Consider the following 24118-nt stretch of genomic DNA (forward strand, 5'->3'; position numbering starts at 1 on the left):
GCGGCGCGCCTCCGCCTGTGCGGGGTGCACAAGGTCTACCGTCCCCTTCGTGACACCGCTCGACTTCCGCGACGGCGCCGCACCGACCGAGGGACCTCATGGCGAGCCAGCTCAATTTCGCGCCGCGGTCGATGCGATGGGGACCGCTACAGTGCACCCTCGGATCGAGCTTGCGCCCATTCGGCCGCCGCAACGTCTGGCTCCCTACTCGTACGCACTCGGTGCCGAGGTAAAACATCCGGAATCCGGTGTCGTGCCGGTCGATTCGGAAGGCGACGCGTTCGGCAGACTGATCCTGCTGCACGACCCCGACGGTGACGACGCCTGGCACGGCACGCTGCGACTGGTCGCCTACATCCAGGCCGATATCGACGCCGCACTGGCCACCGACCCGCTGCTGCCCGAGGTGGCGTGGAGCTGGCTGGTGGACGCGCTCGAATCGCGCTCCGAGCCGTTCACCGCGCTCGGCGGCACGGTGACCTCGACGAGTTCGGTGCGCTACGGCGATATCGCGGGTCCGCCCCGGGCACACCAACTGGAACTACGCGCCTCCTGGACCGCGGTCACCACCGATATCCGGCCGCACGTGGAGGGTTTCTGCGAGGTTCTCGCCTATGCCGCCGGACTGCCGCCGGCCGGGATCACCCAGCTGGAGATGCGTCCCGGCGGTTCCGCCGACAAGCGGTAGCGATTTTCGCGGCCGCGCGGAAGACATCCCGGTGTCATGGCGTTGAGATGAACGAAAGCCGACAACGATTGCGCTGCCGTTCGTCATTCCGACACACGGAAGTCCGATAGGACGACGACGGCCGCACCCCTGCACGTAAAGTTCAACAACATGTCCGTACCCGAAGAATCCGAAACCACCGGCGCGCCTCCCCTGCTCGCGCCGGTGGATGGCGTGCCTCCGGTACTGGACACCGCCGCCGAAATCGCCGCGGCCGCTGATCGTCTCGCCGCGGGCACCGGCCCGCTCGCCGTCGACGCCGAACGCGCCTCAGGATTCCGGTATTCGGCGCGCGCCTATCTGATCCAGCTCCGCCGCAAAGGCGCAGGCACTTTTCTCATCGATCCGATCCCCGTGACCGACGCCCTGACCCCGCTGGCCGCCGCGATCAACGGCCTGGAATGGGTATTGCATTCGGCCGACCAGGATCTGCCCGGCCTCGCCGAACTCGGCCTACGCCCGCAGCGGCTCTTCGACACCGAATTGGGCGGGCGGCTCGCCGGATTCGAACGCGTCGGCCTGGCCGCCATGGTGGAAAACCTGCTGGGACACGCGCTACGCAAGGGACACGGCGCGGCCGACTGGTCCACCCGGCCACTGCCCGACGAATGGCTCAACTACGCGGCACTCGACGTCGAACTACTCCTGGAATTGCGCGACGCGGTGGCGGCCGAACTCGACGCACAAGGCAAGAGCGATTGGGCGGCACAGGAATTCGAGCACGTCAGGACCACCGAACCGCCCGCACCGAAGGCGGACCGCTGGCGACGCACCTCGGGCATCCACACTCTGCGCCGGGCCAGGCAGTTGGCCGTCGTCCGCGAACTATGGACCACCCGGGACGCGCTCGCCCGCGCCCGCGACGTCGCACCCGCGCGGATCCTGCCCGACGCCGCCATCATCGCCGCCGTGACGGCCGACCCGAAAACCATTGCTCAACTCCGCGGACTACCCGTGTTCGGCGGACCGCGGCAGCGGCGGTACTCGCGCGAATGGCTGGCCGCCGTCGACCGCGGCCGCACCATGCCCGACACCGAACTACCGCCGCTCACCCAGCCGTTCGACGGTCCGCCCCCGGTGAACCGGTGGGAGCGCCGCGATCCCGCCGCCGCCGCCCGGCTGACCCGCGCGCGCACCGCCATGGGCGAACTCTCCACGAAACATTCGATTCCCGTGGAAAACCTGCTGTCCCCGGACCTCGTCCGCCGCCTCTGCTGGGACGGACTCCCCGACTACGACCGCGCCCCCGACTCCCCCGAAGAACTGGCCGCCGCCATCGACGGCTTCCTCAAATCCGGCGGAGCCAGGCAGTGGCAGCGTGAGCTCGCGGTCCCCCCACTGACCGCCGCCCTGACACCCGCCTGAGTCACGGGTCTGCCGCCGAGGTCGGCGAATCTTCACCGTGGCGCTTCGCACGCAGTAGGCCGTAGGTGACCGGCGAGTCGGGTGCAGGCTGCGGTCAGCCATGGCACGGGTGAGCGCGGCTTGTCAGCGCTGGGGGCGGTCCGCCATGCGGTAGGTGACCATCACTTCGACTTACGCACGCTGCGATCAGCCGTGCCGCGGGGCGACCATGGTTTGTCGGGCTGCAGTTCGCTGTGCCGAGGGCGAACGCAGCTTCTCCGCACGTTGAACTTGGTGTGTCATGGCTCAACTGCGCCGACGCGGTGGGCTGTTCGGCGAGTCGCCGCCTGCCCGATCGGGGTGGTGCGCACCGTGCATGTGCTGTCGACCCGGCCGCCCCGCTGACCCACATGCCGCGCACCGAGTGCGCGGCATCATCGCCTTGCGTCGTCTGCGATATCGGCGAACGAAGGCGTGCGTTCCTCGTGGCACACGGAGTGCTCTGCGGTGCCCCGCCGGGGCGCGAGGCGGCCGGGATCAGGGGGTGGTTGCGCTTGCGACCGATCGGCCGAAGGCGGCGAGGCCGTTGTCCATTGCTGCGGCGAAAGGTTCGGCCAGGGCGTCCGGGAGGACGTCGTGGGTCCAGACGAAGCGGGTCTGCCCTGCGCCGTGCGGGAAGACCTGCATACAGGCATTGTTGTGCTCGGGCGTGACGCTGCCGCCCACGATCGAATAGACGAAGCGGCGCTCGTCCTCGTCGATGACGACGAGCCGTTCCCGTAGCACCGAGCCGTCGGCGAAATCGACCACCCGATAGCCCGGCGCCTCGAGCGCGCTGCGCACGGCGAACCCCGGTGCCATGCGCGTCGGCCCGGCGGCGAAGTCCCGGATGATGTCCCAGATCTGCGCGGGGTCCGCGTCCACGACCAGTTCTCTACGTACCGATGCCATGACCAGATCTCCTTGTTCGACTCAGGCCAGCAAGATAACTTGCGTTCGCCGAACGATAGTTAGATAACCGGCTACCGTCAATCGGTAGTTATGATGGTTGGATGCCGAGCCCGGTCCACCCCGCCGACAACGCACCGCCCGCCCTGCACCGCATCGTGGAGTTCGTCAATACCCGCCGCGCCGAGGGCGACCACCTCACCACCCCCGCCCAGTTACTCACGTGGCTGAACACCCACGACCTCCTGTCACCCGCCGCGAATCCGGCCGACACGCTCAGTGCGCCCGCCACGCCGAACGCAGTCGACGCGGCCTCCAACTCGGTGGTGCACTACGAGGAGCCGCGACCCGGCCGTTCTGGTGCGCGCGGCGGGCCGCACTCCGGCGGGACCGCTGATTCGAGGGGCGGGTTGGTCGATGCGGGCGGATTGCAGCGGGCGTTGTCTTTGCGCGAGGGGTTGCGGGCGTTGCTGGCCGAGAACAATGCCGCGCCCGTGCCGAGCCCGCGGCCGGACGGTCTCGATCCGCAGGCATTCCAGAAGTGCCGGACGCTCACCGACATGCTGCCGCTCGTGCTCGACATCACCGGCCCGCAACCACGTCTGGTGCCGCACACCGACGACCCGGTCGATTTCGCCCTCGCCACCATGCTCGCCGACGTTTTCGCCGCCGTCAGCGCAGGCACCTGGACCCGCATGAAAGCCTGCCGCGAACCGAGCTGCCGCTGGGCCTTCTACGACCACTCCCGCAACCGCGGCCGCACCTGGTGCTCGATGAACGTCTGCGGCAACCGCGTGAAAGTCCGCGCCTCCCACCGCCGCCGAACCACCCTCTGAGCACCGATCGATGCGTGCAATTGGCCGCGGTGATGGTCCAGAGCAAGCGGATTCGGGTCGGCGCATGCACTGTTCTCGGGCGCTCGTACATCCAGGACAGCATCCCGAGCGCGAACATGTTCTTCGCCCGCTGCCCATCTTTCTTGCCGACGCTGATGGATTCGGTGGCGCTCATGGTGAGCGAGGTCATCGGGACGCGGTGCACCACGACATCCGACTGCGTGTCGTCGTCGAGTGCGACAGGGCCGAGAGCGCCGGATGCGACTGCACGGCAGTCGATCTCGCCGCCCAGCACGCGCAGCCTCATGAGCGCGGTCGGGGTGTCCCCAACATCCATGTCCGGCACCTGCGGAAGGGGCGTGTCGTCGGCTTCGACAACTATGTCGACGAGCTCCGGAGCAGGTACCCGGACGCGGTGCATCGACAGGCCTCATCCGGCCTCGGCGAGGCCGAGAAGCTCACGCAGGGTGTGGATCTCGTTGTCGTGGAGGTCGGACGCGCTGGAAGCCGTTATGTCGGTGGGCTTCTCTACGCTGCCGCCCATGACTCGTTCTCGAACCAGACCGCACCACGCAGACCCCTTCGGCACCGAACTCAGCGAGATCAACACCCCTGGGATTTCGTTAGACCTGGCCGTGCCGTGTGACGGTAGGCGCTCGCCGGTCGGGATGGTGTGAGACGTGTTCAGACTCGAGGGCGAAGTGGGTGTCGCCTACAGCCAGATCTACGTCGTGAGCGACCCCTCGGGCATCAGCCCACGCATGCACGAGGCGTTCGCCGGACAGCACTCGGGACTGTGCGGCGCCGCGGTACCCGGCGCACTGTTCCTCACGACCGGTTTGCACACCGGCAGCGTCGGCTTCACCGTCGAAGTGCGCGGCCGGGCTCCCGCGCTGGATCCGGCATGGGAAGACGTCGTGGAGGTCTCGTTCTACCCGCTCTCGGAGCAGAGCTTCCTGATGCAGTGGGCTGGGGAGGACTCCTGGGAACTGGACCTGAAAGAAGGGCTCGACTACCGGGTGCGGTACTGCGCGCAGGGCATGGACCCGGCCCGAGAGAAAGACGTCAGACTCCACGACGAGCCACTACTGGACCGCTACCTCCTGCAGTTCTGGCCCGCCCCACCCGAACCAGACCACATAGTGCGCCAGAACTCGCAGAGCGCCGCCCACTCCCACGACTGGACCCGCCGCCAACCAACGGCCACACCCCGTCCCTGACGCCACCGGCCCGGTTCGCCTGCCCCGTTCGCCACCCGGTGATCCCGCACCCTTTCCGAAACAAACCACGGCGTGTCCCACGGCAAGTCAGGGTGCAAATCCACAGAAAGGGTGCGGGGAACTCCGCATCCGTCCACGCGCTCGCTTCGCGACACCGACGACACCCGCAGCCGCCAAGCCAAGTTCGACTCACACCGCATCGCCGGACCCGCGATCCAGACACTGCTTCAGGCCGCGAGCACACTCACCCCCACCCCCAGCGCACTAACCGTGCCGCGAGCCACCCACCGATCCGCCGAACCGGATCGCGACACCGTTCAGCACCCGGACATCCGCACCCTTTCCGAGACAAACCACGGCGTGTCCCACGGCAAGTCAGGGTGCGAATCCACAGAAAGGGTGCGGGTTCTACGCGTACACCACATCGCCGGACCCGCGATCCAGACACTGCTTCAGGTCGCGAGCGCACTCACCCGCACCGCGAGCACGCTCACCGAGCCGCGAGCCACCCACCGATCCGCCGAACTGGATCGCGACACCGTTCGGCACCCGGACATCCGCACCCTTTCCGGAACGAACCACGGCGTGTCCCACGGCGAGTCAGGGTGCGAATCCACAGAAAGGGTGCGGTTTCTACGCGTACACCGCATCGCCGGACCCGCGATCCAGGCACAGCTTCAGGCCACGAGCACACTCACCCGCACCCCGAGCACGCTCACCGAGCCGCGAGCCACCCACCGATCCGCCGAACTGGATCGCGACACCGTTCGGCACCCAGGGATCCCGCACCCTTTCCGAGACGAACCACGGCGTGTCCCACGGCAAGTCGGGGTGCGAATCCTCAGAAAGGGTGCGGGAGAACCGCGTCCGTCTGCGCGCTCGCTTCGGGACACCGACGACACCCGCGGCCGCCGAGGCCGAGTTCGGCTTACATCGCCGGACCTGCGATCCAGGCACTGCTTCAGGCCGCGAGCACACTCACCCGCACCCCGAGCGCACTCACCGCACCCCGTGCGCACTCACCGTGCCGCGAGCCACCCGCCGATCCGCCGGGCGATGTCCGGGGCCGTCAAACCGAGTTCGGCGTGTACCTCACCGCGGGACGCGTGGTCGAGGAATTGCTGGGGGACGCCGAGGTCGCGGGTGGGGATGTCGAGGCCGGAGTTGCGCAGGCGGGCCGAGACAGTGGAGCCGATGCCGCCGTGCAGCCCGCCGTCCTCCAAAGTCACGACCAGCCGGTAATTTTCGGCGAGTTTGACCAGGGTGTCGGAGATGGGCAGGACCCAGCGCGGGTCGATGACGGTGACCGAAACCCCTTCGTTCTCCAGCAGATCCGCCGCCTGCAGGGCGAGCTCGGCGAACGAGCCGACCGCGACGAGCAGCACGTCACCGCGCACGGCCTGCACCGAACCGCCGCCGTCGAGCGCGGTGTCGTCGCTGCGATCGACCGAGGCCAACCGCAGCACGTCGACGCCGTCGAGCCGTTCGACCGCCGAGATATCGTCGGCGACACTGCCTTTGGGGAACCGGATCGCGGTGGGTCCGTCGTTGACGGCGAGCGCCTCGGCGAGTTCTTCGCGCAGGGTGGCGGCATCGCGCGGCGCGGCCACGCGGATGCCGGGGACGATGCCGAGCACCGAGAGGTCCCACATGCCGTTGTGGCTGGCGCCGTCGGGCCCGGTGATGCCGGAACGGTCCAGCACGATGGTCACCGGCTGCTTCAGCAGCGCGACGTCCATCAGCAACTGGTCGAAGGCCCGGTTGAGAAAGGTCGAGTAGATCGCGACGACCGGGTGCATACCGCCGAGCGCCAGCCCGGCCGCGGAAGCCATGGCGTGCTGTTCGGCGATGCCGACGTCGAACATCCGCTCCGGGAAGCGCTCACCGAACGCCGCGAGCCCGGTGGGGCCCGGCATGGCGGCGGTGATGGCGACGATGTCGTCCCGCTTCTCGGCGTGCGCGATGAGCTCCTGCGAGAACACCGCGGTCCAGCCGAGCGCCTTCGGCCCGCCGACGGGCCGGCCGGTGAGCGGATCGATCGGATCGCAGGCGTGCATCTGATCGGCGATGTGGTTCTCGGCGGGCGCGTAACCGCGGCCCTTCTGCGTCACCGCGTGCACCACGACGGGTCCGCCGAAATCCTTGGCGCGGCGCAGTGCGGCTTCCATCGCGACGATGTCGTGGCCGTCGACGGGGCCGACGTATTTCATGCCGAGGTCGCTGAACAGCTCCTGCGGGCTCACCGCGTCTTTTATCCCGGCCTTCACCGCGTGCATCATCGAGTACGCGGACTCCCCGACCCGCGGAATGCTCTTGATGATCCGCTTCCCGGCGTCGAGCGCGTGCTCGTAGGCGGGTTGGGTGCGCAGGGCGGTCAACCGATCGGCGAGTCCGCCGATGGTGGGCGCGTAGGAGCGACCGTTGTCGTTGACCACGATGACGACGGGACGGTCCGGCGCGCCCGCGATGTTGTTGAGCGCCTCCCAGCACATACCGCCGGTGAGCGCGCCGTCGCCGACGACGGCGACCACGTGCCGGTTCTGCCCGCTCAGCTGGAACGCCTTCGCCAGCCCGTCCGCGTAGGACAGCGACGCGGACGCGTGCGAGGACTCGACCCAGTCGTGCGCGCTCTCGGACCGGCTCGGGTAGCCGGACAGGCCGCCCTTCTTGCGCAGGTCATCGAACTGGTCCTTGCGGCCGGTCAGGATCTTGTGCACGTAGGCCTGGTGGCCGGTGTCGAAGATCAGCGGGTCGGCAGGCGAGTCGAAGATCCGGTGCAGGGCGATGGTCAACTCGACCACGCCGAGGTTCGGGCCGAGGTGCCCACCGGTCGCGGCGACCTTCTGCACCAGGAACTCGCGGATTTCGTCCGCCAGCTCACGCAACTGCGGCGCGGTCAGCGGACGCAGATCTTCGGGCGTGTCGACCCGGGAAAGCACTCCCACCTGAACTCGCTCCCTCCGGATAGCGCTTCTGATCCGATCAGTCTACGGAGCGGTGGGCAGTGCCCTCGTACGAGAACCCAACTGTCCCACCCTGCCACGACGATCACCAGCCGACATCGAACCGAAATGTGAGCCTCGGCATACCGTACTCGGCCTAGAGTGATCGTGTGGCCCAGGTCGAAGAGGCGATCGACAGGACAATCGAACCGGGCGTCGTGTCCAGGATCGTCAGCGACGTCTACCAGCTGTGCCGCTCCGACGAATCCGGCGCGCTGGCCAACTACATTCCCGAACTGGCTGCGGTGCAGCCGGATTCGTTCGCGCTGTGCCTGGCCACCGCGGACGGGCGGATATACGGCACCGGAGAGATGGAGACTTCGTTCACCATTCAGTCGATCTCCAAACCGTTCACCTACGCGCTCGCGCTGGCCGATCGCGGCACCGACGCGGTGGACGAGCGCATCGACGTGGAACCCTCCGGCGAGGCGTTCAACGAGATCAGTCTGGATCCGGTGACCGAGCGGCCGCGCAATCCGATGATCAACGCGGGCGCCATCACCGCCGCGTCACTGATCACCGGTCACGACGCCGCTGAGCGTTTCGAGCGCATCCGCGCCTGCTATTCGCGTTTCGCGGGCCGCGAACTGCGCATGAACGAGGCGGTGTACGCCTCCGAGGCGCGCACCGGATTCCGCAATCGCGCGATCGGCTACATGCTGCGCTCGTTCGGCATCATCGATTCCGACCCGGACGAGGCGGTCGACCGCTACTTCCGGCAGTGCTCGATCGACGTGACCTGCCGCGATCTCGCGCTGATGGCGGCGACGCTGGCGAACAACGGACGCAACCCCGTCACCGGGGAGCGGGCGCTGACCACCGCGTTGACCGAGCGGGTGCTCAGCGTGATGACCACGTGCGGCATGTACAACGCGGCGGGCGACTGGGTCAGCACCGTCGGATTGCCCGCGAAGAGCGGGGTCGGCGGCGGCATCGTCGCGGTGCTGCCCGGCCAGATCGGCATCGCCGTGTACTCGCCGCGCCTGGACCCGCACGGCAACAGTGTGCGTGGCGTCTCGGCGTGTCGCGAGCTGTCGCAGCGGTTGGAATTGCACTTCCTGCACGTCACGCGGGCGGCGCGGACCGCGATCCGGGCCGGCTACTCGGTCGCCGAGGTGCCCTCGCGACTGCGTCGGACCACCGAGGAGATCGCGGTGCTCGCCGAGCACGGGCATCGCGCGCGCGTCTACGAATTGCACGGTGATCTGCTGTTCGCGGGCGCGGAGAGCGCGGTGCGCAGCATCGAGGAGCAGGCCGGCGACCTCGAGGCGCTCGTGGTCGACCTGCGCCGGGTGGGTGAGGTGAGCACGATCGCGGTGCGCATGCTCGACGATCTGCAGACCGAACTCGCCGCCGTCGGCGTGCGCGTCGCACTGGTGGATCCCGACGCCAAACTCGGGCACATGGTGTCCAGCCTGGACCCGGACGACCCGCGCGGCCGGGTGTTCATCGACCGGGACACGGCCACCGAATGGTGCGAGGACATCGTGCTCGAGCGACATCGGCCCGCCGACGAGCCGGTGTGCACGTCGATCGCGATCGAGGAACATCCGGCGCTCATGTCGCTCGAGCAGGATGATCGGACGCGCCTGGCCAAGGAATTCGAAGTGCGCACGTTCGCGCGCGGCGAGGTGATCGCCGCCCGCGGGAGCGCCCGCTCCGGTCTGTATCTGATCCTGGAGGGCCGGGTCCGGATCACCTTCCTGGGCAGCGATTCTCGCACCCATCGGCTCGTCAGCCTGTCCGCGGGCATGTCCTTCGGCGAGATTCCGATGCTGGTCGGCGCGGCGTTCGCGAACGAGGCCAGGGCCGAGGCGGGCGTGCGGGTGGCGGTGCTCAGTCCTGCGCGCTTCGATCAGCTCACCTCGCAGGCGCCGCAGTTGAAGCTCGCGCTGCTCGAGCGACTCGCCGCGGGCGCGTACGCGCAGATGGACGCGGCGGTGCGGGCGATCGCGGTGCGCGGCGGCGACTATTGAGCGGTGCCTGTCGCGGGGGTGCCCTCCTGCGGCGAGGAGGTGACAAGCAGTTCCGCGCGGCGGGGACGATTACGCGCCGCCGACCGTTGAGCAGACCGGAGCCCGAACCATCGACCGACCGAGGAGCGTGCAGTGAGCAAGAAGTCCGATTCCCGCAAGGCGGGCACCGTCACCCTGTTCGGTCAGGGCACCGCCCGCGCGACACCCGACCTGATGCGCGTCACGATCTCCATCGAATGCCGGGCGAACAAGGTCGCGCTGGCCTACAGCCGGGCCGGTGAGCGGATCGCCGCGGTCAGCGCCTCGCTGCGCTCCGACGGGGTCGCCGGCACCGATATCGCGACCAGCGGCCTGTCGGTCCACACCGAGACGGTGTGGACCGAGGGCGAAGGCAATCGGATCACCGGATACCTCGCGAGCACGTCGCTGACCGTGGCGCTGCGCGAGATCGGGGACGACGCCGATCCGGGTCCGGCGGTGATCATCGCCAACGCCGTCGACGCCGGCGGTGACGACGTTCGCCTCGGCGGGCTCAATCTCACCTTCGCCGACCAGGAGTCGCTGCTCGTGCAGGCGCGCGACGCCGCGTGGGAGAACGCGGTGGCCAAGGCGCAGCAGTACGCCGAACGGGCCGGACGTTCGCTCGGCACGGTCCTCGAGATCACCGAGAACACCTCTGCCGCACCGCCTTCGGCCCCCCGCCTGAAAGCGATGTCGGTGGCGATGGACGCCTACGGCGCGGCACCGGTGCCGGTGGAACTCGGGGAGAGCGAGATCTCCGCGGGAATCCGCGTCACCTGGCAGCTGGACTAGCTCGTCGCTCACCGATTGTGGCGCAATGACTTACCCGGCCGGCCGGCCGAAACCTTGAACCAGGAAGATCACCGAATCGGTACCCGCCCGCCGATCCTCGGCGATCTCCAGGTACTCCGGTGATTCCGACCAGGCGCGGAAGGCCGGCTCGTCCGGGAACGACAACAGCACCACTTTCTCCCGGTCCGACGTGCCTTCGACCACCTGCGGCGCCTCGTCGGCCGCGAGCAGCGTGCCGGAATGGCGGGCGAAGACCTCGAGAAAACGCGCCTGGTAGCGGTCGTAGGCGGCACGGTCGGTGAATTTCATCTGCGCGATCACATAGACGGTCATGTCCGCGACTCTAGGGCCCGCGCGCCGCGGCGGGTACCGGACTCGATCTTGCGACGCGTTGCGCCCGAGGGGATTTCGGCCGCGAGGGAACCGAGCCGAGGAACCGTGCGTCGAAGTAGGTAAGACAGCACGACTCTGGCGAGGATGTCGGATGATCGCTCGGCGCACTGATTTCGTTCTGTTCCTCCTCGTGGCCTATGGCGCCGCGTGGGTGGTTGCCGCCGGTCCATGGATCGACGGTGCGGGTTTACGGTCCGGACTGTGGTTGCACACCGGAGCCGCGGTGATGATGCTGACGCCTGCGCTGGGCGTGCTCGCGGTGTGGCGGTACCGGCGGCTCGGCTGGGCGGAGTTGGTGAGCCAGAACGGGTTACGGCTGGGCACCCGGCCGCGGCATACGGTGCGGGTCGCGGCGCTCGCCTGGTTCGGGGCACCACTGTTCCTGTGGGTGGCGTTCGGGTTGAGCGCGCTGTCCGGGCTGTACGTGTTCGAGTTCGGCTCGGCGCACACCGTCGCCGCGGTGCTCGCCGAGACCCTGACTGTAACCACGCTCAGCACACTGCCTTTCGCGCTCGGCGAGGAAATCGGCTGGCGCGGCTGGTTACTGCCGCAGCTCACGCGACGGCTCGGTATCGCCGCCGGACTCGTCGCCACCGGCGTCATCTGGGCGCTCTGGCATGCGCCGTTGACCCTGCTCGGCTACAACTATCCGAACCTCGGCGCGTGGGCAGCCCTCGCCTTCATCGGCTTCTGCGTACCGTTCGGTGCGATCCTGGGCTGGTTACGGCTGCACACCGGCAGCATCTGGCCCTGTGCCGTCGCCCACGCCGCACTCAACGCAGGCGCAGTCCTGTTCAGCCTGGTCAGTTCCCCTGAGCACGAATCGAACCCGCTACTCGCCGGCTACGGCTTCGTCGGCTGGGGCGTCCTCACCGTCACCGCGCTGACCCTCTTCGCCTGGTTCCCGATCCGACCCCGCGTATCCCGCGCACACCCCTACCCACCCCACCCGCAACCCTCCCTCGGCTGATAGAGGGGCATGCGGGGCGGCAGTTACAGTAGAACCTGTTTCAGTTTGCCGCCGGGGTCAAGGAGACCGTATGTCGTTCGTGCTCGTCGATACGCCGCGGCCGCACGTTGCCGTCGTCACGCTCAACCGGCCGGATCGGATGAACGCGATGGCGTTCGACGTGATGATTCCGTTGCGCGAGGCGCTGGCGGAGGTCAGCGCCGACAACGACATTCGGGTGGTGGTGTTGACCGGTGCGGGGCAAGGGTTTTGTTCCGGGGCCGACCTGCAGAGCGCGGGCACAGTGCCGAATGTCGACGGGCTCACCGTCACCAGCGTCGCGCGCCGTTCGATGGATCTGCTCAACGATGTGATGATCACTCTGCGCCGCATGCACCAGCCGGTGATCGGCGCGATCAACGGGGCCGCGATCGGCGGCGGATTCTGCCTCAGCGTCGCCACCGACATCCGAATCGCCGCACCGGCCGCCTACTTTCGCGCCGCGGGCATCAACAACGGCCTGACCTCGACCGAACTCGGCATCAGCTATCTGCTGCCGCGCGCCATCGGCGCGTCGCGGGCCTTCGAGATCATGCTGTCCGGCCGCGACGTCGACGCCGCCGAAGCCGAACGCATCGGCCTCGTCTCCCGCACCGTCCCGGCCGCCGAATTGCTCGACACCTGCTACGACCTGGCCGAACGCATCATCGGTTTCAGCCGCGTCGGCACCGAACTCACCAAACGCATGCTGTGGAGCGGCATGGAGGCAGGCAGCTTCGAATCCCATATGCAACACGAAGGCCTGGCCCAGCTCTACGTCCGCCTGACCACCGGCAACTTCGACGAAGCGATCCGCGCCCGCCGCGACCGCCGCCCACCCACCTACACCGACTGAATCGGCAGCGCCGGTCGAATCAGCCCGCACAACGCCACTCTGCGGCGCAGTGCCGCCGCCGACGCTATGGGGCCGCAATGCTCACCGCACAGATACGACCGGCGAACACACCGCGCACCCCGCGCTATGTATCCATCCCGCACCCATAAGCGCCTCAGCGACCGATCCCGCCCACACCCGCCCGGGAGGACGCACCCGCGCCGCACGACCGGCCCCGCCCGCACTCACCCCAGGCCGACACACCCACGCCACACGACCCATCCCGCCCACACTCCCCCAGGCCGACACATCCGCGCCGCACGACCGGCCCCGCCCACACTCCCCAGGCCGACACACCCGCGTCGCATGGGTTCGGCGTTGGTCAACTGATCACCAGGTGATGGTGGCGGCAACGGCCGAGAGCCCACCGCCACCATTACCTGGTGATCACCTGTCCAGGATCCCGCCGCCCAGGATTCACTCGACGCCACATCCGCGCCGAATGGTGGCCCGGCCTTCTGGTGTCAGGGGCGGTCGAGGAGGGCTACGCATTCGACGTGGTGGGTGCCGGGGAAGGCGTCGAAGGCACGCAGGTCGGCGAGGCGATAGCCTGCGGCTTGGTAGAGGCCGAGGTCGCGGGCGAAAGAGGCGGGGTCGCAACCGATGTGGACGATGCGGGTGGGGGCGGTGGTGGTCAAAGCGCGGATGACCTCCTTGCCCGCGCCCGCGCGCGGCGGGTCCAGGACGACGACGTCGGGGGCCGCGGCGTCGATGCGGTCGGCAACCCAACGTTCTACCCGCTGGGCGTGCTGCTCCAGCCAGGTCAGGTCGCGCAGCGCCGCTTTACCCGCGGCGACGGCAGGCCGGGCCGATTCGACGGCGAACACCGCACCGGTCAGACCGGCCTGGTCGGCCAGCCGGGCCGCGAAAACCCCCGCGCCGCTGTACAAATCCCAGGCCAGACCGCCCGGCAGTAGCCCGGACCACTCCGCCACCAGATCCGAATAGCATTGCGCCGCACCGTGATGCGCCTGCCAGAAACCGGTCGCGGCGACCTCCCAGCGCCGCCCGGACACATATTCGACCGCCCGCCCGCTTCCGGCGACCACCCATTCGTCCCGCGCCGCATGCGTGGCCGCGCGCCGCGCCGACGCACTGCGCCGCTCCTGCGCCTGCGGACCCTCCAACCGTCCGTCGGCCGCATACCGCACCTCGTCCCGAGGCTCCCCCGCCTCCGCCCGCAACGACTCCGGACGCCGATTCCCACGACCATCGCCCCCATGCCGCACCCCACCGATCGCCCCGGGCCGCCGCCTACCCCGCGCACCACCCGGACCGGCCCCCGCCCGCCCACGACGAGCATCATCCCCCGACTCCGCACCGGACCCGCGGCCCGCACCAGGCCGCCCGCCTACATCGTCACGAGAACCCTTGCCCCCGAATGCATCACCATGCTCGGCACCAGACTGATCACCGTAATCATCCGCGCGTCCACCACCGGACCTCCCGCCGCCCGCACCGGACCGCCTATCCGAGCCACCACGAGAACCGGCGCCCCCGAACGCATCACCACGCCCGGCGCCGGACTGATCCCCGAAATCCCGACTGCCCCCGGACGTGCCGCCCTCACCCGGACCGGACTGCCCGGCCCAGCCATCGCGAGAACCCTTGCCCCCGAACGCATCACCACGTCCGGCGCCGGACTGATCCCCGAAATCCCGACTGCCGCCGGACGTGCCGCCCTCACCCGGACCGGACTGCCCGGCCCAGCCATCGCGAGAACCCTTGCCCCCGAACGCATTGCCACGTCCGATGCCGGGCCGATCCCCAGGGGTGCGATCGGACGCGCCCGCTCCGGATCGCCGGTCGCCGGTCGCGTTCCGACCATCGGACGCATCAGTACCGCGGTCGGACCGGCGGCGGGACTGCGCACCGGAACTGTCGCCCCGACCGGCGCCGGACGGACTGCCGGTGTCGTCCCATTCGGCGCTCGACTCGCGAGGGTCGGGGGTGGAGCGGCGGCCGCGGCGATCTCGTCCGCGGCGATCCTGGGATTCGGGTCGGCCGCGGTCGGCGGGGGCCAGTTCGACGATGTGGCGGACGCCGTCGCCGTCGACGGCGACCACCAGGTCGGCGCCCGGGGTCCACAGGCGGTCGGCGACACCGTCGAGGGCGCCGGAAACCGGTTGCGGGCAGCGGAGATCGGGGATGACCTCGGTGCTGCGGTAGCGGTGCACGCCGGCCCGGCCGGACGCGTCGACCGCGAGGCGGATGCGGGTGCGCCAGCCGCTGGTGACGTCGCCCGCGCCGGTGATCGGTTCGACGACGACCTCCCGTTCGATCCCCGCGAGCCTGCGCAACTGCTCGGCGACGACCGAAGCTTTCAGCGCCCGCTGCGCTTTCGGTGTCGCAAACGAGAAATCGCAGCAACCTGCGCCACCCGGCCCGGAGACCGGGCAGCTGGCGGGCACGCGATCCGGCGACGCCTCCCGGATCTCGATGGCGTCGGCGCGACAGAACGATCCGCCGCGGTCCTCGGTGACGCGCACCCGCACCAGTTCGCCGGGCAGCCCGTGCCGGACGAACACGACCCGCCCCTCGTGCCGCGCCACACAGAATCCGCCGTGCCCAGGCGGCCCGAGCCGCACCTCGAATGTGCTGCCCTGCCAATCACTCATCCCGGCTTCCCCTCCGCACCGCGTCGCGCGACCACATCGCCTGTATCTCCTGCCGCTGTGTTTGCCGGACCTGCGAGCATTCGGCAGCCGCGTCCCCCGTACCCGAGTCTCCGGTCACCGCCGTCCAGCGCCTCGCCCCGATCCATTGCCACGCCCGTGGACGGGTTGCGCGCTGACGCCCTCTCACGATCGATCGTCGTAACCGCGGCGGACCGCACCGGGCGCATTCACCACGCCGGGAGTGCGGGCACGGGTGGAGGAACTCAATTGCCAAGGGACACTGGTCACCATCACGCCGGGTTCGAAGAGCAGCCTGCCTTTGAGCCGCAGCGCGCTCTGGTTGTGCAGCACCTGTTCCCACCAGTGACCGACGACGTATTCGGGGATGAACACGGTCACCACATCGCGCGGGGCATCCTTGCGGACCCGTTTCACGTAATCCAGGACGGGCTTGGTGATTTCGCGGTAGGGCGATTCGATCACCTTGAGCGGCACGGTGATATCGCTCTTCTCCCATTCGCGGACCAGCGACCTGGTGTCGGCGTCGTCGACGTTCACGGTGATCGCCTCGAGCGTATCGGGCCGGGTGGCGCGGGCATACGAGAGCGCGCGCCGGGTCGGCAGATGCAGCTTGGACACCAGCACGATCGAGTGCGAACGGCTGGGCAGCACCGCGTCCCATTCCTGGGATTCCAGCTCGCGCGACACCGAATCATAGTGCTTGCGAATCATTTTCATCACGATGAAGATCGCGACCATGGTCGCGATGGCGATGTAGGCGCCGGCGAAGAACTTGGTGATGAGCACGATGATCAGCACCGTGCCGGTGGCACTGAGGCCGACCGCGTTGATCACGCGGGACCGTTTCATCCGTGCGCGCTGCGCCGGGTCGGTCTCGGTGCGCAGCAGCCGGGTCCAGTGCCGCAGCATGCCGGTCTGGCTGAGCACGAACGAGACGAACACGCCGACGATGTAGAGCTGGATGAGCTTGGTCACCTCGGCGCCGAACAGTACGACGAACGCGATCGCCGCGCCGGAGAGGAACAGGATGCCGTTGCTGAACGCCAGCCGGTCACCGCGGGTGTGCAGCTGCCGGGGCAGGTAACGGTCCTGCGCCAGAATCGATCCGAGCACCGGGAACCCGTTGAACGCGGTGTTCGCGGCGAGCACGAGGATCAACGCGGTCACCGTGGTGATGAAGAAGAACCCGATCGGAAATCCGTGGAACACGGTTTCGGCGAGCTGCGCGATCAGCGTCTTCTGGTGGTATCCGGCCGGCGCGCCGATCAGGTCGGACTCGTTGTGCGCGTACACGACCTTGATCTTCTGCGCCAGGATGATGATGCCCATCAGCAGCACGACCGCGATCGTGCCGAGCATCAGCAATGTGGTGGCGGCGTTGCGCGACTTCGGCTTCCGGAACGCGGGCACGCCGTTGCTGATCGCTTCCACACCGGTGAGCGCCGCACACCCGGAGGAGAACGAGCGGGCGATCAAAAAGGCGAAGGCGAGTCCGTACAGATGCTCGTCCTCCGCCTTCAAGCCGAATCCCGCCGATTCGGCTTGTAGATCGTCACCGAGCACGAAGATCCGGAACAGCCCCCAGCCGAGCATGACGAACATGCCGACGATGAAGGCGTAGGTCGGGATCGCGAACGCCGTGCCCGATTCCCGCACACCGCGCAGGTTGATCGCGGTGAGCACGGCGATGGCGACCACGGCGAACAGCACCTTGTGCGTGGCCACGAACGGGATCGCGGAGCCGATGTTGGAGGCAGCCGAAGAGATCGACACGGCCACGGTGAGCACATAGTCCACGAGTAGCGCGCTGCCGACGGTCAACCCGGCGGTCGGGCCGAGGTTGGTGGTCGCGACCTCGTAGTCGCCGCCACCGGACGGGTAGGCGTGCACGTTCTGTCGGTAGCTGGCCACCACCACGGCCATCACGAACGCGACGGCCAAACCGACCCAGGGGGCGTAGATGTAAGCGGAGATGCCCGCGGCGGAGAGCACCAGGAAGATTTCCTCCGGCGCGTAGGCCACCGAGGACATCGCATCGGAGGCGAACACCGGGAGCGCGATGCGCTTCGGCAGCAGGGTATGGCCAAGCGAATCACTACGGAAAGGCCTGCCCAGCAGCACTCGTTTCGCTGCCGTCGTCAACTTGGACACTGGAGCGAGCATAGCGGCACCATCGCCGTATCCGGACTCGGCAGGCGCTGTGTAACCACGCAGCAACCTCGACGCGCGGCGTTTCGAGGCGCGCGCCGGCACAGTTGTGTTGCGCACGCGACTGTCAGGTTTGGCACGGGGGTGGAGGGGGAACGTGGCCGATGGAATCATTCGACAGGTACCGTTCGACCGGATAATGAGCAGACCGAACACCACGGTTCCAGGAACGAGGGTTGCACGGTGTACGTAGTGGTCATGGGGTGTGGGCGCGTCGGTTCGGCGCTGGCTCGCGCCCTGGTGCGGGTGGGCCACGAGGTCACGGTGATCGACCGGGACTCCAGCGCCTTCCTGCGGCTCGGCTCGGATTTCCCGGGCGAGCGCATCACCGGCGTCGGCTTCGACCGAGATGTGCTGGTGCGGGCGGGAATCGAACGGGCGGACGCGTTCGCCGCGGTCTCCTCCGGCGACAACTCCAACATCATCTCCGCCCGGGTGGCGCGGGAGATGTTCGGCGTCGAGCGGGTGGTCGCCCGCATCTACGACGCGAAACGCGCCGCGGTGTACGAGCGGCTCGGCATCCCGACCATCGCGACGGTGCCGTGGACGACCGACCGGTTCCTGCGCACGCTCATCAGCGACAGCAGCACCACCACCTGGCGCGATCCCACCGGCACGGTCGCAGTTACCCCGCTGCCACTACACGAGGACTGGTACGGACGCACCGTCCGGGATCTGGAGCAGGCGGTCGGGATCCGGGTCGCGTTCATCATCCGGTTCGGCCAGGGCCTGCTGCCCGACAGCAAGACCATCGTGCAGGCGGACGATCTCGTCTACGTCGCCGCGACATCCGGTTCGGTGGGCGAGGCCATCGCGCTGGCAGGCAAGCCCCCCGTGAGCGAGGACTGAACATGAAGGTGGCCATCGCAGGCGCGGGCGCCGTCGGCCGATCCATCGCCAGGGAACTCCTGCGCGGCGGGCACAGCGTCATGCTGCTGGAGCGCCAGCTCGACCATATCGACCCCGAGGCGATCCCGGACGCGGTCTGGGTGCACGCCGACGCCTGCGAGCTGGCGCTGCTCGAGGACGCGGGTCTGGAAACCTACGAGGTGGTCATCGCCGCCACCGGCGACGACAAGACGAACGTGGTGCACAGCCTGCTCGCCAAGACCGAGTTCGGCGTGCGCCGGGTGGTGGCCCGGGTGAACGATCCGCGCAACGAGTGGCTGTTCGACAGTTCCTGGGGTGTCGATGTCGCGGTGTCCACGCCTCGGCTGCTGGCCTCGCTGGTCGAAGAAGCGGTGACGGTGGGCGATCTGGTGCGGCTGATGACGCTGCGCCAGGGGCAGGCGAATCTGGTCGAGATCACCCTGCCCGGCGACACCGCCCTTGCCGGAAAGCCGGTGCGCACGCTCACCCTGCCGCGCGATGCCGCCCTGGTGACGATCCTGCGCGGCGGCCGGGTGATCGTGCCGCAGCCCGACGATCCGTTCGAGGGCGACGACGAGCTGTTGTTCGTGACCTCGGTGGAGGCGGAGGAGGACCTGCGGGTCGAACTCGCCAACCACGGCATCAAGCCTTGACTCCCCGACAGGGCTGATGCGCGACGGTCGCGAACGAATTACGCGGCCAGCTTCAATTCCGCGCGCAGCTTGTTCAGCGCGCGATGCTGCATCACCCGGACGACGCCCGGGCTGGTGCCGATCGCCTCGGCGGTCTGCGCGGCCGACCAGCCGAGCACGATCCGCATGACCAGCACCTCACGATGCGCGGGGGCGAGGATCTTCATGAGTTCCCGGGTGGCCACCCGCCGTTCGGACGCCAGGGCCCACTCCTCCGGCCCGGCGGCGGTCGACGGCGCGTCCGGCATTTCCGCCATCGGATAGGTGGGGTGCTGCTGCGAGCGGCGGAACGCGTCGGACACCTTGTTCGCCGCGATGCCGTAGACGAAGGCGAGGAAGGACTTGCCCTGGTCCCGGTAGCGCGGGATCGCGTTCACGGTGGCGATCAGGATCTCCTGCACCACGTCGTCGGCGGTGACTTGCAGATGAGCCGTATTACCAAGGCGCGCACCGCAATACCGGCGAACCAGCGGATGGACGATGCGGACGATCTCGCTGACCGCGCCGCGATCGCCCGCGGCCGCGGGACCGATCAGTTTGTCCAGTTCGGCGCCGACCCGGCGGCTCTCCGACAGGGCCGGATGGTGGTTCTTCGACGGTGCTGCGGTCTTGTGCTCGGGGGCCACGGTCCGAGTCCTTTCGTGCGATCGTGCGTGTTTTTCTCGACGCACTGATCGTCTGCCGAACTCGGGTCGCCTTCCAGGCACCCCAGGGTGGGTAACCACCCACCTCTGCGGTGGGAAACGCCCCACCCACTGTGTTTTCGCAGGACACGCCCGCGGGGTTAACGCGCTACGCGGGTTCGGCCGCGGCGGCGCCCCGGCGCACGGGCAGATGACCCGCCCGGCGCACCGCCCACACGGTGACCACCAGCGCGACGGCGGTGAGCGGCCAGCCCATCCCGATCCGGGCGACGGCGAGCCATCCGGTCCGGTCGGTGTCGTAGAGCTGGGACTGCACCAGATAGCGCGCGGCGAACACGACCACCCACGTGGTGGTGGCGAGGTAGTAGAGGCGCTGCACCCGCCGATCGGAACGCCAGTCGGTGCCGTGGCCGTTGAGCACGCCCCAGATCACGCCGACGAGCGGCCAGCGCACCAGCATCGACACCAGGAACACGCCCGCGTACACCAGGCTGGTGTAGATGCCGAACAGGAAGAAGCCCTTCGCCTCCCCCATCCGGTAGGCGATGAACGCGCAGATACCGACGCCGAGGAAGCCGGAGATGGCGGGCTGGATGGGGCTGCGCCGGACGAGCCGCCAGATCAGGATCAGCGCGGCGACACCGAGCGCGGCCCAGATGGCGGCGGTGAGGCCCGCGAAACCGTTCACGGGGACGAAGACGACAACGGGGACTGTCGAAGAGATCAGGCCGCTGAACCCGCCGAGCTGCTCCAGCAGGGTCTGTTCGGCGACTGCTTCGTCAGGGTCGACCTGGTCCGGGTCGAGAGCCGTTGCGGGCTCGGTCTGTTCGCCTGGGGCGGCGTTGTCGTTGCTCGATGGCATACGTCAGCTGTTCCCGCGCAATTCGTAGTAGGGGTTGTAGATCACTTTGCGGCCGTCTCGATCGCCGACCCGGCCGCGCACCAAGATACGTCGTCCCGGCTCGATACCGGGAATGCGCCGACGGCCGATCCACACCAGGGTGATGGCATCGGTGCCGTCGAAGAATTCCGCTTGCACACTGGCGCCCGCGGACTTCGGACACGCTTCGACGCTGCGTAGCCTACCGAGCATGGTGGCCTCGTCGCCGCGGCGACACTCCGAGGCCCGGCACGCGCCGGAGGCTTCGGATTTCTCGGCGAGTTCTTCTGCGTCCAACTGGTCGATATCTTCGGTCAGTCTGCGGCCCAGACGTCGAAAATACCCTGAGGCTGCGGATGACATTTCGCACGCTCTCCTGCATAGAGCAGACAGTGTGGGTCGCACACCATCGTGGTTTCCACATACGACCGGCTGTGGCCGTACCCCCGCCACTGTAGATGCACCAGAGCACCCCCGCTACGCTCGGACCGGTGTTCGACTCCCCACACTCCGTGTCGCCCGCTCAGGTCGTCGTGGCCTTGCCCGGCAGCGGATCCGACGCGGATTTCGCCCGGCGCGCCTTCGAACCGGCGGGCAGAGCACGCCGTCTCGACGTGGTCGCGGTACAGCCGGACCCGGCCGCCGTCGTCGCGAGTTATCGAGCCGCGCTCGAGGCCGCGGCCGCGACGGGTCCCGTTGTTGTGGCGGGAATCTCGCTCGGCGCGGCGGTCGCGATCGAGTGGGCCGCCGAACATCCCGAGCTGACCGCGGGCGTGGTCGCGGCTCTGCCCGCGTGGACCGGTCCCGACACCGCCGCCTGCCCCGCCACCGTGAGCGCCGGGGTGACCGCGGCCCAGTTGCGCGCCGACGGGCTCGACGCCGTGGTCGAACGGATGCGGGCGAGCAGCCCCGCGTGGCTCGCCGACGCGCTCACCCAATCCTGGCGCTCGCAGTGGCCGGGACTGCCCGACGCGCTCGACGAGGCCGCCGAATACAAATGGCCGGGCACCGAATGCCTCAGCACGCTGCAGGTGCCGGTGGCCGTGGTGACGGCGGTCGACGACCCGGTGCACCCGTTCGCCATCGCCGAGGAGTGGGCGGCACTGATCCCCCGCTCCGCGATCCACCGGATCACCCTCGCCGAACTGGGCGCCGAACCGGCCGTCCTCGGCCACACCGGCTTCGCCGCCCTCACCCGCACCGGCGCCTTCTGACCGTCACCTGCCGAACAAGGCAGGCGCACAACGAATCTCGGCCGCATACCGGCAGCGCCGCGGGCACATCCCGCCGACCGCGCGGGCCGATCAACGGGCAACCGACCCCGCCGCCGCCGGCCGGGCGAAACACCACGGCCGTCGCCACCCGAGCGGTGCGCCCGAACTCGCATAGTACGGGCGAGTCCTGCGAAAACGCACCGGGTGGGCGCATTCCCCAGTTGGCCAATTGATCACCAGGTATTGGTGGCGGCAACGGCCGAGAGGCTTCCGCCACCATTACCTGGTGATCAACTGACCAGTAACGACCGCGCGCGATGTCGGCGGTGGACTGCACCGGCTCGGCGTTCGCGGGCGAGGTGCCGCTGCCGACCGGGACGGCGTCGAATCGGGCTGGGCCGGTTCGGGTTTCGGCGCGCTAGTTCAGGCCGAGCTGCTGCATGGCCGAACCGTCGGCACCGCGGCGCGGGCCCTCCGGCAGGCGCGGCGGCAGCTGGGGGTTGGCTTGGGCTTGCGCCTGGGCCGCCAGCTGCTGCTGTTGCGCGTCGACCTGGGCCTGATGGGCCGCGGCCAGCTGTTCGGCGAGTTCCTGTGGCAGTACCACCGGCAGCGGCTCGCGCACCGGCAGCGGGTCGTCGCCGCGGCGGATCACGGTCTCGCGCAGGATCGCCCGGGCCGCGGCGACCAGCGGGCTGCCGTCGTTCGCCGCACCGGACGGACCGGCCGCGACCAAACGCACCATCCAGCGCGGTCCGTCGACCCCGATGAACCGCAGATCGGCGCCCTCGGTGACGGCCAGCAGTTCGCGACCCCACGGCCCGGTCTCCACCGCGACCCGCGAGCCGTCCTTGCGCAGCGAATCCGCGAGATCCGCGGCCACCGTGCGCCACTGGCCCGCCGACTTGGGGGCCGCGTACGCCGCGACGGTGATCCGGCCGTGTTCGGTCGCGAGGTGCACCGCCTGCGGTGCACCGTCGGGCGTCATCTCGACCTGCAGCTGACCGCCCTGCGGCACCGGCAGGATCACCGAGCCCAGATCGAGCCGTTGCTCGGCGACCCGGTCGAGCAGGTCGGCCACGTCGTCGTAGTCGTGCGGGCCGGACGGCGTCTCGTCGGCGGCGGCGACATGGCGGCCGACGGGCACGATCGGGTGCTCGTCGGTGTCGTAGTCGTCCTCGTCGTATTCCTCGACCTCGTCGTACTCGTCGGCCGGATACCGGTCGTCGTCGTAGTCCGCCGACCGCTTCTTCTTTCCGAACAGTCCCATTACGCCTCCTTGCCGGCTGCCCGGCCCGCCCCGGTCAGACTCGCGTGACCGCCGCTGGACCCGTAACCGCCCGCGCCCCGGCTGGTTTCGTCGAGCGAGTCGACCTCGACGAAATCCACCAACTCGACCCGCTGCACCAGCAGCTGGGCGATCCGGTCGCCGCGGCGCAGCTCGATCGGCGTGCGCGGGTCGTGGTTGATCAGGCACACCTTGATCTCGCCGCGGTAGCCGGCGTCGACGGTGCCCGGGGTGTTCACCACCGACAGACCGGCCTTCGCGGCCAGGCCCGAGCGGGGGTGGATGAGACCGACCGTGCCGACCGGCAGCGCGATCGCGAGGCCGGTGCCGACCAACGCCCGCTCCCCCGGTTCCAGGATCACGTCGGCGGTGGTGCACAGGTCGACGCCCGCGTCGCCGTGGTGGGCGCGCGTCGGCAGGGGAATGCCGGGATCGAGCCGCAGCACCGCTATCGGTGGCAGTTCTGTACTCACGACTCGACCTCCGGATTCTCGGCTCCGTCGTGAGCGGGACTAGGTGTGTCCATGGTTCGCTCGCTTCGCTC

21 protein-coding genes are annotated in these 24118 nt (G+C 69.0%); 11 read left to right on the forward strand and 10 right to left on the reverse strand.

Translation table 11 applies throughout. The features are described 5' to 3' along the window. Positions 1–49 precede the first annotated feature (49 nt). Together NVU01S_RS36035 and NVU01S_RS36040 are read left to right on the forward strand one after the other, a co-directional pair. On the forward strand, positions 50–688 hold the full coding sequence (locus NVU01S_RS36035; protein WP_036561166.1) for a DUF3000 domain-containing protein: 639 nt from the start codon (positions 50–52) through the stop codon (positions 686–688). 150 nt (positions 689–838) lie between these two features. Then, entirely contained in the window at positions 839–2092 is a 1254-nt protein-coding gene (locus NVU01S_RS36040; RefSeq protein WP_043678012.1) for a ribonuclease D, read from the forward strand. 516 nt (positions 2093–2608) lie between these two features. On the opposite strand, the gene NVU01S_RS36045 is transcribed toward NVU01S_RS36040, so the two are convergent. Further along, positions 2609–3022: an SRPBCC family protein gene (locus NVU01S_RS36045; protein WP_043678014.1), complete on the reverse strand. Its 414-nt coding sequence runs from the start codon at positions 3020–3022 to the stop codon at positions 2609–2611. Between the two features lie 101 nt (positions 3023–3123). Here NVU01S_RS36045 and NVU01S_RS36050 point away from each other — a divergent pair, with 101 nt between their 5' ends. Both NVU01S_RS36050 and NVU01S_RS36060 read left to right on the forward strand, forming a co-directional pair. Beyond that, positions 3124–3855: a CGNR zinc finger domain-containing protein gene (locus NVU01S_RS36050; RefSeq protein WP_043678016.1), complete on the forward strand. Its 732-nt coding sequence runs from the start codon at positions 3124–3126 to the stop codon at positions 3853–3855. 680 nt (positions 3856–4535) lie between these two features. Then, entirely contained in the window at positions 4536–5075 is a 540-nt protein-coding gene (locus NVU01S_RS36060; protein WP_052281116.1) for a hypothetical protein, read from the forward strand. Positions 5076–6094: 1019 nt separating this feature from the next. Here the strand turns inward: NVU01S_RS36060 and dxs are convergent. Continuing rightward, positions 6095–8020, reverse strand: coding sequence for a 1-deoxy-D-xylulose-5-phosphate synthase (dxs, locus tag NVU01S_RS36070; protein WP_043683196.1), 1926 nt, complete (start codon positions 8018–8020; stop codon positions 6095–6097). Positions 8021–8187: 167 nt separating this feature from the next. On the opposite strand from dxs, the gene glsA reads away from it, so the two are divergent. Beyond that, complete coding sequence (gene glsA, locus NVU01S_RS36075; protein ID WP_082032503.1) at positions 8188–10053, forward strand: glutaminase A; 1866 nt, start codon at positions 8188–8190, stop codon at positions 10051–10053. Positions 10054–10185: 132 nt separating this feature from the next. Then, positions 10186–10866, forward strand: coding sequence for an SIMPL domain-containing protein (locus tag NVU01S_RS36080; protein WP_043683199.1), 681 nt, complete (start codon positions 10186–10188; stop codon positions 10864–10866). Positions 10867–10896: 30 nt separating this feature from the next. Here the strand turns inward: NVU01S_RS36080 and NVU01S_RS36085 are convergent, their stop codons facing one another. Then, positions 10897–11199: a DUF1330 domain-containing protein gene (locus NVU01S_RS36085; RefSeq protein WP_014986681.1), complete on the reverse strand. Its 303-nt coding sequence runs from the start codon at positions 11197–11199 to the stop codon at positions 10897–10899. A 151-nt stretch (positions 11200–11350) separates the two neighbouring features. Here NVU01S_RS36085 and NVU01S_RS36090 point away from each other — a divergent pair, with 151 nt between their 5' ends. Then, positions 11351–12229, forward strand: coding sequence for a CPBP family intramembrane glutamic endopeptidase (locus NVU01S_RS36090; protein WP_043683203.1), 879 nt, complete (start codon positions 11351–11353; stop codon positions 12227–12229). Positions 12230–12299: 70 nt separating this feature from the next. Further along, a complete protein-coding gene (locus NVU01S_RS36095) occupies positions 12300–13103 on the forward strand; it encodes an enoyl-CoA hydratase (RefSeq protein ID WP_043683208.1) in 804 nt (267 codons plus the stop codon). Positions 13104–13606: 503 nt separating this feature from the next. Here the strand turns inward: NVU01S_RS36095 and NVU01S_RS45515 are convergent. Beyond that, complete coding sequence (locus NVU01S_RS45515) at positions 13607–15760, reverse strand: TRAM domain-containing protein (RefSeq protein ID WP_373864239.1); 2154 nt, start codon at positions 15758–15760, stop codon at positions 13607–13609. A gap of 183 nt (positions 15761–15943) precedes the next feature. Further along, positions 15944–17932, reverse strand: a complete 1989-nt coding sequence (locus NVU01S_RS36110) for an APC family permease (RefSeq protein ID WP_029899971.1) — start codon at positions 17930–17932, stop codon at positions 15944–15946. A gap of 240 nt (positions 17933–18172) precedes the next feature. Here NVU01S_RS36110 and NVU01S_RS36115 point away from each other — a divergent pair, with 240 nt between their 5' ends. Beyond that, positions 18173–18838, forward strand: a complete 666-nt coding sequence (locus tag NVU01S_RS36115; protein WP_043679487.1) for a potassium channel family protein — start codon at positions 18173–18175, stop codon at positions 18836–18838. 2 nt (positions 18839–18840) lie between these two features. Continuing rightward, positions 18841–19512: a potassium channel family protein gene (locus NVU01S_RS36120; protein ID WP_014986689.1), complete on the forward strand. Its 672-nt coding sequence runs from the start codon at positions 18841–18843 to the stop codon at positions 19510–19512. 38 nt (positions 19513–19550) lie between these two features. On the opposite strand, the gene NVU01S_RS36125 is transcribed toward NVU01S_RS36120, so the two are convergent. The 3 genes from NVU01S_RS36125 to NVU01S_RS36135 form a co-directional block, all read right to left on the reverse strand. Beyond that, positions 19551–20177, reverse strand: coding sequence for a sigma-70 family RNA polymerase sigma factor (locus NVU01S_RS36125; RefSeq protein WP_052281235.1), 627 nt, complete (start codon positions 20175–20177; stop codon positions 19551–19553). Positions 20178–20343: 166 nt separating this feature from the next. Then, the gene (locus tag NVU01S_RS36130; RefSeq protein ID WP_244467490.1) at positions 20344–21057 is read right to left on the reverse strand and encodes a DUF3159 domain-containing protein; all 714 of its coding nucleotides are present in this window, start codon (positions 21055–21057) and stop codon (positions 20344–20346) included. A 3-nt stretch (positions 21058–21060) separates the two neighbouring features. Continuing rightward, positions 21061–21438, reverse strand: coding sequence for an OB-fold nucleic acid binding domain-containing protein (locus tag NVU01S_RS36135; protein WP_029899976.1), 378 nt, complete (start codon positions 21436–21438; stop codon positions 21061–21063). A 128-nt stretch (positions 21439–21566) separates the two neighbouring features. On the opposite strand from NVU01S_RS36135, the gene NVU01S_RS36140 reads away from it, so the two are divergent. After that, complete coding sequence (locus NVU01S_RS36140; protein ID WP_043679551.1) at positions 21567–22289, forward strand: alpha/beta fold hydrolase; 723 nt, start codon at positions 21567–21569, stop codon at positions 22287–22289. A 418-nt stretch (positions 22290–22707) separates the two neighbouring features. On the opposite strand, the gene NVU01S_RS36145 is transcribed toward NVU01S_RS36140, so the two are convergent. Together NVU01S_RS36145 and dut are read right to left on the reverse strand one after the other, a co-directional pair. Then, positions 22708–23550: a DUF3710 domain-containing protein gene (locus NVU01S_RS36145; RefSeq protein ID WP_043679554.1), complete on the reverse strand. Its 843-nt coding sequence runs from the start codon at positions 23548–23550 to the stop codon at positions 22708–22710. A gap of 5 nt (positions 23551–23555) precedes the next feature. Continuing rightward, positions 23556–24047: a dUTP diphosphatase gene (dut, locus tag NVU01S_RS36150; protein ID WP_043679490.1), complete on the reverse strand. Its 492-nt coding sequence runs from the start codon at positions 24045–24047 to the stop codon at positions 23556–23558. Positions 24048–24118 lie beyond the last annotated feature (71 nt).

Source organism: Nocardia vulneris (assembly GCF_001613425.1).
Lineage (GTDB): Bacteria > Actinomycetota > Actinomycetes > Mycobacteriales > Mycobacteriaceae > Nocardia > Nocardia vulneris.

Excerpts from the sequence above, each read along its gene's own strand:
- NVU01S_RS36085 (WP_014986681.1), bottom strand. The coding sequence starts at position 11,199 with ATGACCGTCTATGTGATCGCGCAGATGAAATTCACCGACCGTGCCGCC.
- NVU01S_RS36095 (WP_043683208.1), top strand. The coding sequence starts at position 12,300 with ATGTCGTTCGTGCTCGTCGATACGCCGCGGCCGCACGTTGCCGTCGTC.
- NVU01S_RS36090 (WP_043683203.1), top strand. The coding sequence starts at position 11,351 with ATGATCGCTCGGCGCACTGATTTCGTTCTGTTCCTCCTCGTGGCCTAT.
- NVU01S_RS36045 (WP_043678014.1), bottom strand. The coding sequence starts at position 3,022 with ATGGCATCGGTACGTAGAGAACTGGTCGTGGACGCGGACCCCGCGCAG.
- NVU01S_RS36050 (WP_043678016.1), top strand. The coding sequence starts at position 3,124 with ATGCCGAGCCCGGTCCACCCCGCCGACAACGCACCGCCCGCCCTGCAC.
- NVU01S_RS36040 (WP_043678012.1), top strand. The coding sequence starts at position 839 with ATGTCCGTACCCGAAGAATCCGAAACCACCGGCGCGCCTCCCCTGCTC.
- NVU01S_RS36120 (WP_014986689.1), top strand. The coding sequence starts at position 18,841 with ATGAAGGTGGCCATCGCAGGCGCGGGCGCCGTCGGCCGATCCATCGCC.
- NVU01S_RS36130 (WP_244467490.1), bottom strand. The coding sequence starts at position 21,057 with ATGCCATCGAGCAACGACAACGCCGCCCCAGGCGAACAGACCGAGCCC.
- NVU01S_RS36135 (WP_029899976.1), bottom strand. The coding sequence starts at position 21,438 with ATGTCATCCGCAGCCTCAGGGTATTTTCGACGTCTGGGCCGCAGACTG.
- NVU01S_RS45515 (WP_373864239.1), bottom strand. The coding sequence starts at position 15,760 with ATGAGTGATTGGCAGGGCAGCACATTCGAGGTGCGGCTCGGGCCGCCT.